General features: G+C 67.1%; 18 protein-coding genes and 1 tRNA gene. 8 read left to right on the forward strand and 11 right to left on the reverse strand.

What is annotated here, in order from left to right; genetic code table 11:
- Positions 1-273 carry a hypothetical protein gene (locus tag QLQ15_RS01670; RefSeq protein WP_283211128.1) on the reverse strand — a complete coding sequence of 91 codons (273 nt, stop codon included), beginning with the start codon at positions 271-273 and terminating at the stop codon, positions 1-3.
- Between the two features lie 234 nt (positions 274-507).
- On the opposite strand from QLQ15_RS01670, the gene QLQ15_RS01675 reads away from it, so the two are divergent.
- Positions 508-1,179 carry a hypothetical protein gene (locus tag QLQ15_RS01675; RefSeq protein WP_283211129.1) on the forward strand — a complete coding sequence of 224 codons (672 nt, stop codon included), beginning with the start codon at positions 508-510 and terminating at the stop codon, positions 1,177-1,179.
- 58 nt (positions 1,180-1,237) lie between these two features.
- Here the strand turns inward: QLQ15_RS01675 and QLQ15_RS01680 are convergent, their stop codons facing one another.
- A complete protein-coding gene (locus tag QLQ15_RS01680; RefSeq protein ID WP_283211130.1) occupies positions 1,238-2,023 on the reverse strand; it encodes a TSUP family transporter in 786 nt (261 codons plus the stop codon).
- Positions 2,024-2,302: 279 nt separating this feature from the next.
- On the opposite strand from QLQ15_RS01680, the gene QLQ15_RS01685 reads away from it, so the two are divergent.
- The 4 genes from QLQ15_RS01685 to QLQ15_RS01700 all read left to right on the forward strand — a co-directional run bounded on the left by QLQ15_RS01685 (position 2,303) and on the right by QLQ15_RS01700 (position 5,790).
- Entirely contained in the window at positions 2,303-2,497 is a 195-nt protein-coding gene (locus QLQ15_RS01685) for a hypothetical protein (RefSeq protein ID WP_283211131.1), read from the forward strand.
- A 493-nt stretch (positions 2,498-2,990) separates the two neighbouring features.
- Positions 2,991-4,895: an MFS transporter gene (locus tag QLQ15_RS01690; RefSeq protein ID WP_283211132.1), complete on the forward strand. Its 1,905-nt coding sequence runs from the start codon at positions 2,991-2,993 to the stop codon at positions 4,893-4,895.
- A gap of 80 nt (positions 4,896-4,975) precedes the next feature.
- Positions 4,976-5,341, forward strand: coding sequence for a CD225/dispanin family protein (locus QLQ15_RS01695; protein ID WP_283211133.1), 366 nt, complete (start codon positions 4,976-4,978; stop codon positions 5,339-5,341).
- Entirely contained in the window at positions 5,338-5,790 is a 453-nt protein-coding gene (locus QLQ15_RS01700; protein WP_283211134.1) for a DUF2752 domain-containing protein, read from the forward strand. The genes QLQ15_RS01695 and QLQ15_RS01700 overlap by 4 nt, the downstream gene beginning before the upstream one ends.
- Positions 5,791-5,793: 3 nt before the next feature.
- Here the strand turns inward: QLQ15_RS01700 and QLQ15_RS01705 are convergent, their stop codons facing one another.
- The 6 genes from QLQ15_RS01705 to QLQ15_RS01730 form a co-directional block, all read right to left on the reverse strand.
- Entirely contained in the window at positions 5,794-6,726 is a 933-nt protein-coding gene (locus QLQ15_RS01705) for a hypothetical protein (RefSeq protein WP_283211135.1), read from the reverse strand.
- Between the two features lie 131 nt (positions 6,727-6,857).
- Positions 6,858-7,808 carry an NAD(+) diphosphatase gene (gene nudC / locus QLQ15_RS01710; RefSeq protein ID WP_283211136.1) on the reverse strand — a complete coding sequence of 317 codons (951 nt, stop codon included), beginning with the start codon at positions 7,806-7,808 and terminating at the stop codon, positions 6,858-6,860.
- Complete coding sequence (gene erpA / locus QLQ15_RS01715) at positions 7,805-8,182, reverse strand: iron-sulfur cluster insertion protein ErpA (protein WP_283211137.1); 378 nt, start codon at positions 8,180-8,182, stop codon at positions 7,805-7,807. The genes nudC and erpA overlap by 4 nt, the downstream gene beginning before the upstream one ends.
- A gap of 78 nt (positions 8,183-8,260) precedes the next feature.
- Positions 8,261-9,052: a DUF6776 family protein gene (locus tag QLQ15_RS01720; RefSeq protein ID WP_283211138.1), complete on the reverse strand. Its 792-nt coding sequence runs from the start codon at positions 9,050-9,052 to the stop codon at positions 8,261-8,263.
- A 52-nt stretch (positions 9,053-9,104) separates the two neighbouring features.
- Positions 9,105-9,521, reverse strand: a complete 417-nt coding sequence (locus tag QLQ15_RS01725) for a bactofilin family protein (RefSeq protein ID WP_432277762.1) — start codon at positions 9,519-9,521, stop codon at positions 9,105-9,107.
- Between the two features lie 49 nt (positions 9,522-9,570).
- Positions 9,571-10,305 carry a DUF6776 family protein gene (locus QLQ15_RS01730; RefSeq protein WP_283211139.1) on the reverse strand — a complete coding sequence of 245 codons (735 nt, stop codon included), beginning with the start codon at positions 10,303-10,305 and terminating at the stop codon, positions 9,571-9,573.
- 77 nt (positions 10,306-10,382) lie between these two features.
- Here QLQ15_RS01730 and QLQ15_RS01735 point away from each other — a divergent pair, with 77 nt between their 5' ends.
- Entirely contained in the window at positions 10,383-10,961 is a 579-nt protein-coding gene (locus QLQ15_RS01735) for a DUF4126 domain-containing protein (RefSeq protein WP_283211140.1), read from the forward strand.
- A gap of 59 nt (positions 10,962-11,020) precedes the next feature.
- On the opposite strand, the gene bfr is transcribed toward QLQ15_RS01735, so the two are convergent.
- The 3 genes from bfr to QLQ15_RS01750 form a co-directional block, all read right to left on the reverse strand.
- Positions 11,021-11,491: a bacterioferritin gene (bfr, locus tag QLQ15_RS01740; RefSeq protein ID WP_283211141.1), complete on the reverse strand. Its 471-nt coding sequence runs from the start codon at positions 11,489-11,491 to the stop codon at positions 11,021-11,023.
- A 138-nt stretch (positions 11,492-11,629) separates the two neighbouring features.
- Positions 11,630-11,833, reverse strand: a complete 204-nt coding sequence (locus QLQ15_RS01745; protein WP_283211142.1) for a (2Fe-2S)-binding protein — start codon at positions 11,831-11,833, stop codon at positions 11,630-11,632.
- A 67-nt stretch (positions 11,834-11,900) separates the two neighbouring features.
- The gene (locus QLQ15_RS01750) at positions 11,901-12,500 is read right to left on the reverse strand and encodes an RNA pyrophosphohydrolase (RefSeq protein WP_432277763.1); all 600 of its coding nucleotides are present in this window, start codon (positions 12,498-12,500) and stop codon (positions 11,901-11,903) included.
- Positions 12,501-12,619: 119 nt separating this feature from the next.
- On the opposite strand from QLQ15_RS01750, the gene QLQ15_RS01755 reads away from it, so the two are divergent.
- Together QLQ15_RS01755 and QLQ15_RS01760 are read left to right on the forward strand one after the other, a co-directional pair.
- Positions 12,620-12,696: transfer RNA gene (locus QLQ15_RS01755), tRNA-Met, on the forward strand.
- Positions 12,697-12,996: 300 nt separating this feature from the next.
- Complete coding sequence (locus QLQ15_RS01760; RefSeq protein WP_283211143.1) at positions 12,997-13,809, forward strand: arginase family protein; 813 nt, start codon at positions 12,997-12,999, stop codon at positions 13,807-13,809.
- The last annotated feature ends 69 nt before the right edge of the window (positions 13,810-13,878 follow it).

Here is a 13,878-nt window from a genome sequence, read left to right on the forward strand (position 1 = left end):
TTACGCGGCACCCTCCTCCGGCGCCGGCGTCAACTCCACCGCCAACGCCTCCAGCTCCGCGATCGCGGCCTCCACCCCATCGTAGAACTGCGACTGCTTGGTCATCAGATCCTCGATGACCGACGCCTTCTTCAACTTCGACAACTCCCCGTCGAACATCAGCCACTGCGTCGTCAGCAGCTCCACGTTGTTCTTCGAGTAATGCCGCATCTCCTTGAGCTGCAGCACCGTGTCGTTGACATGCTCCAGCGGCGACTTGGTGTCGGCGGTCATGGCGACCTCCTTTCGGGAAGGACGGCCGCAGCGTACCGGGGCGAAGCTGGCTCGCTTGTGAAACACGATGCGTCCGCCCGGAGCTGAGTGAAGGCGACGTCAAGGACGTGGCGTTGCGTGCCGTCTTCACGGCCCTCAGACTCATACGCAGGCGATGCCCGGGGATGGGCGGCATCGCGACGGGGAACCATGTCAGGCAGACATTCCAGAAGAAGGTTCAAAGGCGCACGGCCAGTGCCGACGCTCTTCACCGCGGCAACGATCGTGCTCGCCTGCACTGTCGTGCTTGCCTGGCCCCTGTTGAAGCACCGAATGGCGCAGTGGAATGCCGACCGCTCCATCGTGGCCGCCGACGACTCCACGCAGTGGGATCTCATCCGCACCTATCTGCAGCACCTCCACCCGTACGACTCCTCCCGAAACGCACACCTGTACTTCGATACGAAGAGTGCAATGCTGTGCGCGGACGAGCGCCCCGAGCCCTGCGACCGGTACGAGTTCCTTGTCGTCGGGCGTGAAGATGCATTGGTAGACCGGACGTACACCGCCGTCCCGCTCGACCTCCAGCGCAAACTCGACCGGATGGCACTGGCCAGGACGTACAACCCGGATCCGCGCCTGTCCAACGTGCAGACCCTCACGGATGCCGAGAAAGGCGCGTTCGACCGCATATGCCGCCAGGCGGCACCGAACGAATGGCCGCTGCTGATCCGCATGAGCCGGGCCGCGGTGGACGACGCCGGTGGCCATGCCCTTGCCATGGTGCTGGTGCGGAACTGCGAGGCCTACGAGAGTGCAAGCCACGGCGTCGCCAGCTTCACTCGCACCGGCGACGGCGGCAGCTGGACCATCGTGGAGAGCAATGTCGCCATGCGCAGTAGCGACTCGCTTCTAACGTCGCGGTGAATGCAGTCCGGGTAAGCCAAGCACAGCCGTAGTCCGTCGCCTTCCTCGCCGAAATCGGCTAGTACAGCCCTGCCAGCCACACGCGCAGCGGGTTGGTCGGGTCCCACAGCAGCTTGGCGGTGAGCGCCAGCGACATCACCACCAGCAGCGGGCGGATGACCTTGCCGCCCACGCGCATGGCCAGGTGTGCGCCGATCTGGCCGCCCAGCACGCTGGAAAGCGCCATCAGCAGGCCGAGTGTCCACAGCACTTTGCCGCCAATGATCAGAGCGATCAGCGCGGCGATGTTGCTGGAGAGGTTGAGCAGCTTGGTGTGCGCGGTGGCCGAGACCAGGCCCATGCCGAACAGCACCACCAGCGCGGTGGCGAGGAACGAGCCCGTGCCCGGGCCGAAGAAGCCGTCGTAGAAACCAATCGCCGCGACGATGAGCAGCAGCGCCGTCGTGCCCAGTCGGCTGTGGCGGTCTTCCTCGCTGGGCTTGGGGCCGAACAGGAAGTACGCGGCCATCAGCACCAGCATCACGGGGATCAGGCCGGAGAGGAACGCGGGGTCCAGCCGCTGCAGCGTCCACGCACCCAGCACGGAGCCGACGAACGCGCCGACGGCGGGCCAGCGGAAGCGGCGGAAATCGATACGCCCCTTGCGCGCGAAGGCCACCACGGCGCTCGCGGTGCCGAAGCTGCTCTGCAGTTTGTTGGTGGCGATGGCGTGGACCGGCGGTAGGCCCACCGACATCAGCGCCGGAATGGTCAACAGCCCGCCGCCACCGGCGATCGCATCGATGAGACCTGCCACGAACGCTACTCCCATGAGCAGCGCGATTACTTCCACACCGAATTCCATGTCGCCTCGTTGCCGGCGGATGGAGCCGGTTTGGGGTGGGGATTATTTCATTTGGGGGTGGGGGAATGGGGCCGTGGGGGGCGGTTTGCGCTGCCGTTCCGTGTCGCCTCAGGCGCGAGATTGGCGCGCCCTTCGATTGCCTCTCCCCTCTCCCCTTGTGGGAGAGGGACAGGCCGCGGAGCGGCCAGGGAGAGGGGGCGACTGCGCGCTTCGCGCGCCCCCTCTTCCGCCCTTCGGGCACCTTCTCCCGCGAGGGGAGAAGGAGCAGCGCAAGCGCTATTGCTGTTGCTGTTGCTGTTGCTGTTGCTGTTGCTGTTGCTGTTGCTGTTGCTGTTGCTGTTGCTGTGGCTGTTGCTGTGGCTGTTGCTGTGGCTGTTGCTGTGGCTGTTGCTGTGGCTGTGGCTGTGGCTGTGGCTGTTGCTGTGGCTGTGGCTGTTGCTGTGGCTGTTGCTGTCGCCGTGCTGTTGCTGTTGATCTTGCGACTTCGGAGCGAGCCGAGCACCGGAGCCCGGCAGGGGGCGAAGAGTCGCCCATGTTTCAGCGCAGCGAGTTTGGGCGACGTCCCCCTGACGGGCGAGGAGCGCAGGGGACCGCTGCGAAGCAGCGGATCGCGTAGGGAGCGGATGGTTTTGGTTACTTTTGCCGAAACAAAAGTAACCCGCTCGCTTGCGAGCGGAAGCTGTTGTTCTTGAGCTTGATGCTGTTCGAGATCGTCATTCCCGCGAAGGCCGGGAATCCAACCTTCAGCCGTCACACTCTTTTCGAAGGCCGTGATACGTCGGACACGTGGATTCCCGCCTTCGCGGGAATGACGGCAACCGGGCAAACCGCAACTGCAGAGCAACGGCACCAGCAACGGCAACGGCAACGGCAACGGCAACGGCAAGCATGCCGCCCACACCCAGGGTGACGCCCCCACCACCCGATTTGCTAGGCTCGCGCGAACCCTTCGGGACCACATCGGCGCATGGCGTACAGTCAGTTCGACCTTCTGCGGCAGCGCCGCTTCCTGCCCTACTTCTTCGTGCAGGCGCTGGGCGCCTTCAACGACAACGTGTTCCGGCAGGCCATCATCGGGCTGCTGGGTTACATGGCAGTCAGCCCGGAAGAAAAGACGCTGTATGCCAACCTCGCGCCGGCGATCTTCATCCTGCCCTACTTCCTGTTCTCCGCCACGGCGGGACAGATCGCGGAGAAGCTGGAGAAGTCGCGGCTCATCCGCATCACCACGACGATGGAAATCGTCATCATGTCGCTGGCGGCGGTGGGCTTCCTGACGCAGAACATGACGGTGCTGCTGGTCGCGCTGTTCGCCACCGGCGTGCAGTCCACGCTGTTCGGGCCGGTGAAGTATTCGATCCTTCCCTCCGTGCTGAAGCCGGAGGAACTCACCGGCGGTAACGGCCTGGTGGAGATGGGCACGTCGATCTCCATCCTCATCGGCATGCTTTTCGGCGGGCTGATCTTCGCCGTGGCCGGCACCGCGGGCCCGGTGGTTGCGGCGGTGGCGGTGATCGCCCTGGCCGTGCTCGGCAACCTCGTCAGCCGCGCCATTCCGCCGGTGGAAGCCGGCGCGCCAGACCTGCGCATCAACTGGAACCCGATTCCCGAATCGCTGGCCATCCTGCGCCTGGCACGCCGACAGGTGGCGGTGCGCAATTCGATCCTGGGCGTGTCGTGGTTCTGGTTCGTCGGCACGGTGCTGACCTCCAACCTGCCGACCTACGCCGAGGTGAACCTGGGCAACGGCGACGGTGCGCTCTACATCTTCGCGCTGGCGCTGTTCTCCATCGGCACCGGCGTGGGCTCGATCCTGTGCGAGAAGCTGTCGGCGCGCACGGTGGAAATCGGCCTGGTGCCGCTGGGCGCGTTCGGCATCAGCGCGTTCGTGCTGGACCTGTATTTCGCGCGACCGGGCGAGGCGACGGCGCACGTGGCGACGGTGGGCGCATTCCTGCAGCAGAGCGGCAGCTGGCGCATCACGATGGACCTGACGCTGATCGGTCTGTTCGCCGGCTTCTTCGTGGTGCCGTTGTTCGCGCTGATCCAGAGCCGCACGCCGCGCGGTGAGCTGTCGCGCGTGATCGCGGGCATGAACATCCAGAACGCCATCTTCATCGTGCTGGCCGCGGGCATCGGCATCGCCACGCAGCGGCTGCTGGACTGGTCGATCCCGCAGCTGTTCCTGGGGCTGGCCATCGCCAACGTGGTGGTGGCGCTGTACATCTTCACGATCGTTCCCGAATTCCTGATGCGCTTCCTCAGCTGGCTGCTGGTGCGCGCGATGTACCGGTTGCGCGTGCATGGCATCGAGAAGCACGTGCCGGACGAGGGTGCGGCGGTGATCGTGTGCAACCACGTCAGCTACATGGACGCGCTGATCCTGGCCGCGAGCATTCCGCGGCCGGTGCGCTTCGTCATGTACTACAAGATTTTCAACATCCCGGTGATGAGCTGGATCTTCCGCACTGCCAAGGCCATTCCCATCGCCGGCGCGAAGGAAGACCCGGCGCTGATGCAGCGCGCGTTCGACGAGATCGACGCGGCGCTGGCCGAAGGCGAGCTGGTCGGCATCTTCCCGGAAGGCGGGCTGACGAAAGACGGCGAGATCGCGCCGTTCAAGTCCGGGGTGGAGCGCATCCTGGCGCGCGCGCAGGAGAACGGACGGCCGGTGCCGGTGGTGCCGATGGCCCTGCGCAACATGTGGACCAGCATGTGGAGCCGCCGCGACGATCGCCTGGGACGCATGCGCGTGCCGCGGCGTTTCCGGGCGCCGGTGGAAGTGATGGCCGAAGCCCCGGTCATCGGCGATCAGGTGGATGCGCCGATGCTGGAAGCCAGGGTGCGCGCGCTTCGCGGCGACGCCGCCTGACACTCACAACCCCGCTACGGCGCGCTGCCTAGGATCGGGCGCGCCGCCAGCCCTGGCGGCGCATCCGACGAGGGATCGCCATGAGTGTGCCGCCGTTCCCACCGCCGCCGTCACCGCCTTCGGGACCGCTGGCGCCACCCGTTCCAACGTACCTGGTGTGGGCGATCCTGATCACGGTCGCCTCACTGTTCTTCTGCTGCATCGTCGGCACCATTCCCGGCATCGTCGCCATCGTGTTCGCCGCGCAGGTCAATCGCCGCTGGGATGCGGGCGATGAGTACGGCGCGCGGCGTGCGTCGAGCAACGCGAAGCTGTGGTGCTGGATCACCACGGGCCTGTGCATCGTCGGGCTGCTGTGGTCGATCTGGTTCATCAGCAGCGGCGGCATGGCGCAGTACCAGAAGATGATGGAAGAACTGGAACACGTGCAGCGGCTGAATCAATGAGCGGTATGCATGCCCTGATGCGCGTTCGCGTGCGCACGTGGGACGACATCGCCACGCGACGCTGGTTCGCGTTGGCGCTGGCGCCGATGGGGGCGTTGGGATTGTGGTTGCTACGCGACTTCGATCCGTCTTCGCCGCACAGCGTGTTTCCGCCGTGCGTGTTCCATCTGCTCACCGGGCTGTACTGCCCGGGTTGCGGCCTGACGCGTGCGTTGCACGCGCTGGCGCACGGCGATGTCGCGCGTGCGTGGGCGATGCATCCGCTGTTGCTGCTCGCGCTGCCGGCGGTCGTCGCGATGATCGGACAATGGCTGTGGGGGCGCTCCGTGCTGCCAGCGTGGGCGAACCGGTGGCTGCACGATGGGCGCGTGTGGATCGCGGTGCTGCTGCTGTTCGGCGTGCTGCGCAACCTATCGTGGGCAGGTGTGGCGTGGATGGCGCCCGGTTGAGGCTCAGCTCACCCAGCCGGCGATGACGAACAGCGCCAGTACCGCCAGCCAGACCAGCAGGCTGCGCCAGACCATGCTCATCGCATCGCGGAGTTCCGGCACTTCGCCCGATACCGCGGGCACCGGCGGCGGCACCAGGCCTGCTTCGCCGACGGCACTGGTGTCGTCGGCGTAATCGGCGGCCTCCTCGGCCAGTTCGCATTTCACGCTGGCCTGGGCCACCGCACCGAGGAACGGCTTGCGCGCATCGAACGAGGCGCCGCCCGATTCACGCCATGCGCCCAGCACCGTATCGAAATTACCGACCAGCGCCAGGGCGAGCGTCATCAGTTGCGCCACCGGCCAGTCCAGCCAGGCCATCAACGTGCGTGCGCCATCGCGCGTTTCGTTGGGCAATGCAGACGCGGCCTCGCCTTCGGCCGACACCGCGACGAGGCGATACAGCAACGCGCCGACCGGCCCCAGCAACAGGAACCAGAACAGCACGCCGAACCAGCGGTGCTGCGCGTTGCGGAAAACGGCGGCCACCAGGCTGGGGCCATCGAGCGCGGCAGGCATCGCGCCTTCAGGCCACAGGCGCGCGGCGGCGTTGCGTCGTGCGATGGGATCGGGCGCATCGGCCACCGCATCGACATCGAGGTCGAGGTCGCGCGGGCCCCATGCGTAGAACAACACGGCGATGCCGAACACCAGCGTGGTCAGCCCGAACAGGGCATCGCGCAGGGCGAGCTGGAACAGACTCACCGCGAGCAGCGGCGGCACCAGTGCGATGAGCAGGCCCCATCGGCCACGCCAGAAGCTGCCTTCGGGGAATCGTGCGTCGAGCCAGCGCACCCAGTCGCGGTACCAGCCGTAATGGCGCACCGACGCGGCCAGCGACTGCGCCATGTGCCCCAGCACCAGGGCGACAACGACGGCGATCAGGGTGATGGACATCGCGCGGATGACTCCGGCAGCTGGGCTCACCGGATTCTAGCCTGTGGCTCCGGCGACGGTGCGATGCGGCGTGGCCGGTTTGCCACGCGGACCGCAGGCTGACGGGGTGGAGCGGTTTGGGGGATCGCGCGTCAGCTTGCGTCGGGCTGCGCGGCAAGCCAGTGCTCGATCAGCCAGCGCGAGATGGAGATGCTGGGCGAAAGCACCGGGCCTTCACCGTCGTCGCGAGCGCTGCCCCATTCGCCGCGTTCGCACGCGCGGCGCACGTCTTGCGCGGTGAACCAGCGTGCGTCTTCCAGTTCGTCGCCCACGTGCGGTTCGTCCGACTCGGCGTCGGCACTGAAGCCCAGCATCAACGCACCGGGAAACGGCCACGGTTGCGAAGCCAGGTAACGACAACGGTGCACGCGCACGCCGGTTTCCTCCAGCACTTCGCGCGCGACGGTCTGCTCCAGCGTTTCGCCCGGCTCGACGAATCCGGCGATGACCGAGTAGCGACGCGCGGGCCATGCCGCCTGACGACCGAGCAGCAAACGTGCACCGTCGCTGACGGCGACGATCACCGCCGGATCGGTGCGCGGGTAATGTTCGGCGCTGCACTTCGTGCAGGTGCCCTGCCAACCGGCGCGGGAAATCGCGACTTCACCGCCGCACACACCGCAATGGCGATGACGGCTGCGCCAGTGCTGCAGCGCGCGCGCCTGCGCGAACACGCTGGCGTCGAACGCGGGCCACAACGCGGCGGCGCTGCGCAGGTCGACGCGGCGTGGCGCCGTGAAGGCGGTCAGCGCGGCTTCGAGTGCGAACCAGCCGGTGCCGTGCGTATCGAGGCCGAGGAAGACCGCAGCACCCACGCCGCCGGGGCCTTCGCTGATCTCATGGCCGTGCGGCGCGCGCAGGCGACCGTCGTCGTCGGCATAGGCGTGCCCGTGTTCGTCCAGGAGGATGACGCGCGCGTGCGACCACAGGGCATTGAGGGCGTCCGGGTCGTCGCGCAGGCGGTCGGCACGATCGACCGCGCCGCGGCAGGCGGCATCCGCACCGGCTTCGACGAAGGCGAAAGGAGCCGCGAGGTCGCTCACACGGCGAACGAGGAGCCGCAGCCGCAGGTGGTCTTCGCGTTCGGATTGCGGATCACGAACTGCGCGCCGTGCAGGCTTTCGGTGTAGTCGACTTCTGCGCCCATCAGGTACTGCAGGCTGAGCGGATCGACCAGCAGCGTCACGCCATCGGTCTGGATGGCCAGGTCGTCCTCGCCCTGCTGCTCGTCGAACTCGAACCCGTACTGGAAGCCCGAACAGCCGCCGCCCTGGATGTAGACGCGCAGCTTGAGTGCATCGTTGCCTTCTTCCGCGATCAGCTCGCGGACCTTGTTGGCAGCCGCGGAGGAGAACTGGAGGGGGCGGTCGAGCGACTGGTAATCCGGCGTCGCGGCGGAGGGGATGAGCGATTCCATGCGAAAAGGATGGGGGGCGAGGCGCTCTGGTTCAAGCCGCACGACGATCCGGTGTGTCCCGCAGGCGTTCCCGGGCGCTCACTGCGCGGGCGGCGCGGTCGCCGGGGCGATGTCGCGCGTCGCATCGGCCCAGGTGAACGACTCCTCGATCGGCGCACCCGCGCGCGGCACCAGCCGGACGGACACGCGCACCGGCGTGAATCCTTCCGGCAGGAAGATGTCGCCCTCCACCTGCTGGAAGTACTTGAACGAATACGCCAGTCCCGGCGCGTTGGGCTGCTGGCGCAGGTCCGCCCAGGCCAGCTTCTCCAGCTTGCCGCCGCGGGTGCCCTCCAGCGTGAGACTCAACTGGCCCGTGCTGACGGCGCCGCGGTTGAGGTTCTGCGTGAGCGTGGTGGTGAAGTGCCAGGCGGTGTTGTTCTGCGGCTGCAGCTTCAACGCGTGCACGGTCAGGCCGCGGCGCTGCGCGGTGCTGCCGACAAGGCGCTCGTAGAAGGCGACGTCGGCCCGCAGGCCGGCGATTTCCTCGTCGCGCTCGGCCAGCGTGCTCTGCAGGTCGCGGTTGGCGTCGCGGCTGATCTGGTCGGACCGGGTCAGGGTGGCGACGCGCTGCTGGAGCTGTTCGAGCTCGCGCTGCTGGCCACGGGCCTCGCGACGGCTGTCCTCGATCTGGCCGGTCGGGCTCCGGGAGGGCGACAGCACGCGCCAGACGCCCCACAGCCCGAACAGCATCGCCACGGCCACCACCGCGGCCAGGATCGCCGTCCGGTCGGGCACGCGGGTCGGCGGCACAGGGGGCTGCGGCGCGTCCGCGGACTGCGCGGGGGCGGGCTGCTCGGGAGCGGGCCGTTCGGAACTGGGTGTGCTCATGCCGGTCGCCGGTGGAAGCCGGCGCCCAGCCTACCGCGACGGACTGTGACGGTCAGCCCACTGCGGGGTGGGCGTCCAGATGGCCTTCAGACAGCGCATGGGACGCGTGGGCGTCGGCGTGGATCAGGCGGCCCGTCAGCACCGAGCCGGCCAGCATCTCCACGACCTGGTAGTGCACGTTGCCGGTCACGCGCGCCTTGGCGGCCAGTTCCACGCGCTCGGAGGCGTACACGTCGCCATCGAGACGGCCGTTGAGGATGACCACCGGCGCGCGCACTTCACCCTCAATGCTGCCGTTCTCGGCCAGGGTGATGGTGCCGCGCTGGCCTTCCTCGGCGATGACCTTGCCGATGATGCGGCCTTCGACGTACAGGCCGCCGCTGAACAGCAGATCGCCGCGCATGACCACCTGCGGTCCGATGAGGGTGTCGACCTGGCCGTCGTGCTGGAGCGGTTTGTTCTTGAACATCCGTGGGTACTTCCGGTTGCGTGGCCGGCGGGGGCCGGCACAGTGGGTGTCAGGTGGTGGCGCCGCGTCCCCAGCCCAGGGTCTGCTCGACCGCGACATCGCCGCCGTCCAGCGAAACACGCACGCGCTGCGGAGTGAAGCCGGCCGGCAGCATCACACTGCCATCAAGTTGCTGGAAATAGCGGAACGAATAATCCTGGGCCGGCGCGCCACGGCGCTGGTGCAGCTCGTCCCAGCCGATCGTGGCGAGCTTGCCGTCGCGCACGCCCTCAACGGTGAAATGAAGACGGCCGCGACTGATGGCGCCCTTGTTGAGGCTCTGGGTCAGCACGATCTGGTAGCGCCACGTGCCGCCGGTCTCCGCATCGAAGCTGGCCGAATGCACCGTCAGCCCCTTGCCCTGCCCGGTCGCGCCGACGAGGCGTTCATAGAAGGCGATGTTGGCGCGCAGGTCGGAGATCTCCTCTTCCCGCTCCGACAGCGCACTCTGGATTTCCTTGTTGGCGGCGCGGCTGATCTGGTCCGACCGTGCCAGCGTCGCTTCACGCTGGGCCAGCGATTCGGCCTGGGAGCGCCAGCGCCTGAGTTCGGCCTGGGCGTCGTCCAGCGCGGCGCTGATCGCCGGCAGGCGCGGTGCCGCGTGGCGCTCGGAACCGATCCAGACGGCGCCCAGCGATGCCAGCCAACCCAGCGTCAGCACGATCGCGATCAACGGCCGGCGGTCCGGTCGTTGCTGGATGATCGTGAAACGCGGCGGCGGCGCCTTGCGCGGCGGCTTGTTCATCAGCGTGTGTTCCGGCGGTGCGGCCGCCGGACTCCCCAGCCCCTATACTCCAGTGGACAGTCTAGCGAGGGAGCGACATGACGGATGCGCACCTGTTCGCAATTGGCGTAGTTCTGGCCTGGCTGGCCGGCATCCGCGTCTATCTGACGGTTTTCGGCGTCGGCCTGGCCGGTTTCTTCGGCTGGCTGGACCTGCCGCAGGCGCTGCAGGTTACTGCCTCGCCCTGGGTGCTGGGCGTCTCGGGCGTGCTGGCCGCGGCGGAGTTTTTCGCAGACAAGATCCCCGGTGTCGATACCGGCTGGGACCTCCTCCACACGCTGCTTCGGGTGCCCGCCGGTGCTTTCCTGGCAGCCGCCACGCTGTCCCCGGACGGCCAACTCGGGGCAGGCGCCCTGGCGGCCGGAGCCGGCGTCGCGCTGACCAGCCACGCGCTCAAGGCTGGCTCGCGGGCACTGCTCAATACCTCGCCGGAGCCGGTCTCCAACTGGACGGCTTCGATCACCGAGGACGTCACCACCATCGGCGGCCTGGCGCTGGTGTTCGCCCACCCGTGGATCGCGCTGTCGATCGTCCTGGTGATCAGCCTGACGATGGCGCTACTGCTGTGGTGGGTGTGGCGGACGCTGTTCCGCCGGTCACCGCGACCCGTGGCCTGAAGCGCAAACGAAAACGCCGCCGGAGTCCGGCGGCGTCGGAGCGCGCGAATCGATGCGGCCTACTCTTCGACTTTGGTCAGCAGGTAGTTCTGCTCGCCGAGGCGATCGATGAGCGACAGCTGCGTTTCGATCCAGTCGATGTGCTCTTCCTCGGAATCGAGGATGTCCGCGAACAACTTGCGGCTCACGTAGTCGCCGACCGATTCGCAGTATTTGATGGCCTCGCGCAGCAGCGGCAGGCCTTCCATCTCCAGCGCGAGGTCGCAGGCGAGCAGTTCCCGCGGATTTTCGCCGATTCGCAGCTTGCCCAGCGCCTGGAAGTTCGGCAGCCCATCAAGGAAGAGGATGCGTTCCGACAGCTTGTCGGCGTGCTTCATCTCGTCGATGGACTCGTGGTACTCGTGCTCGGCGAGTTCCTTCAGGCCCCAGTTCTTCAGCATCTTGGCGTGCAGGAAGTACTGGTTGATCGCGGTCAGCTCGTTGTAGAGCGCCTTGTTGAGGAATTCGATGACCTTGGGGTCGCCCTTCATGGCCGTGTTCCGTATGGCAGCAACAAGCGGACACTGTAGCCCGTTCAGGCGAGCGGTGACGGAACGCGAATCGAGTGCGTCCGCGGATGCGAATCAGTGTCGATTGGTCGAAGCGAACCGCGCGAACCAGGGAACCGCTCAGGCGGCCTGCTGCATCACCGGGAACGGGAGGTCGCGGACCGTGTGGGCGGCGTCGAGCAGCGAGGAGGCCATGTCCAGGCAGCTGCCGCAGTTGGCGCCGGCGCCGGTACGCATGGTCAGCTCGGTCACGCTGCGACAGCCCGCATCCGCGGCCTGGCGGATGTCGTGATCGGTGACCCCATTGCAGATGCAGACGTACATTGCGGCGTTATCGGACCAGGCAGCCGGATCGGCTGCAGGGCCATTTCGCCACGAATGAGAATGATTGTCAATTAACTGGATCCTGACCGCGTGCCGACCCGGGGCTTCGCCAGCGCGGGCGGCGATTCCGGCCGCCCGGACGCTCCTGACCCCGGAAATCCGGCCCTGGCGGCGGCACGGCCAACGCCCCGGCCACTTCCCGGGCCACGGGAGCGAGATGCCACAGCGCGCGGGCGTACACCCCGCGCTTGAACATGACCACGTGTTCCACGGGGTACCAGAAGTCGACCCAGCGCCAGTGGTCGAACTCCGGTTTATCGGTGAGGTCCAGGCGCAGGTCGGATTCCTGGCCGGTCAGGCGCAGGAGGAACCACACCTGCTTCTGGCCGATGCAGACCAGCCGGTCGTTGCGGCGGATGGCGCGCTGCGGAAGGCGGTAGCGCAGCCAGCCGGGGGTCGCGCCGAGGACCTCGACGTGCTCGGGCAGCAGGCCCGTCTCCTCCCGGAGTTCGCGGTACATGGCCTCCAGCGGCGTCTCGTCGCTGTTCATCCCGCCCTGAGGGAACTGCCAGCCGTCGCGATGCACGCGGCGCGCCCAGAACACACGACCGTCGGGATGCATCAGAACGATGCCGACATTGGGTCGGTAGCCGTCCGGATCGATCACGATGCGGACTCCTGAATTCACTGCCCCCGACTCTGCCACGCCCTCGCCCGCCAGAACAAGCCGGCCGCGGACGATTGACGAGGGGGCCTTGGGCATGAATAATTCGCGGTTCTCCGCGCGGCTATGTAGCTCAGCCGGTTAGAGCACAGCACTCATAATGCTGGGGTCGGTGGTTCGAGTCCACCCATAGCCACCACCGCGTCGAGATCGAAAAGCCCCGCCCCGCGCGGGGCTTTTTGTTTTCAAGGACTTCGCGCTCGACTGCGGACGATCCTCATCCGAACACGCTTCGCAGACCTTCCTAAATTGGCTTATCGGCCACTTACGGAAGAACCATCGATGCGGACAGCCCTCACGAAGAGAATTGTCGCTACGGCCCAGCCCAGGGAGCGCCCCTACGAGCTCAGGGACGCGCAGGTGCGCGAGCCTACTGCTCAGGGTGCAACCAGTGGGGGATGGCGGGCCTATAGTGGCTGCCTGACAGGAGCGCAGAACCATGCCGTTCGATCTCAGTCTCTCTTACCCGCAATGGCAGGGATCGGGACGACACGAGAACCTGCCGCGCGGCGCCGAAGCGGTCTCGGAGATCTGCAGCCGGTTCGCCCCGCTGGCCCGGGTTCCGCCTGCGCATGGCGATGCCGATGACGAATTGCTCCACGGCATTCACCGCTGGCCAGCGATCTTCACGCAGTTCCGCAATGCGCAGGGCATCCTCGTCAGCTCGGGCGCCAGGCGCGTCCTGACCGCCGGCGGCGATTGCGCCGTGGATGTCGCGGTGATCGACTATCTGCAGGGCGTGCATCCGGATCTTCGGGTCATCTGGATCGATGCGCACCTCGACGCCAACACACCGGAAACCTCGCCCAGTGGCAACTTCCACGGCATGCCCGTCAGCGCGATCCTGGGGCGCGCGCCTGGACCGATGCGACCCTACCTGGGAATGCCGCTCGAGCCGACCCGCTTCCGCTACGTCGGCATCCAGGTGGGTGACGACGGCGATTGGGAGCTGCAACGCGAGCTGGATCTGCAGCAGCTGGATCCGCAGGCAACCATCGACGGACCGGTGCACATCCATTTCGACCTGGACGCACTGGATCCGCGTGAGTTTCCCTACGTCGCCTATCCCGACGGCAAGCTGCGCATCGACGATGCGATCGCGCTCGTGAGGCGCATCGCGCGCGAAGCGGATCTGGTCGGCTTTACCGTGACCGAGTTTGCTCCAGCCGACGAAGACGAAGCCCGCGCCGGTAGCCGCGTGATAGAACGCCTCTGCGAGGCGGCAGCCGCTCCGCCCTCTCAAGTTGACTGAGCCGCTCCTCCATTCGCGACGCAGGCTCACGAAGCCTTCCTCCGATGACGACGATGTCTTCGGCGTGGC

The organism is Lysobacter stagni (assembly GCF_030053425.1).
Taxonomy (GTDB): Bacteria; Pseudomonadota; Gammaproteobacteria; order Xanthomonadales; family Xanthomonadaceae; genus Lysobacter_J; species Lysobacter_J stagni.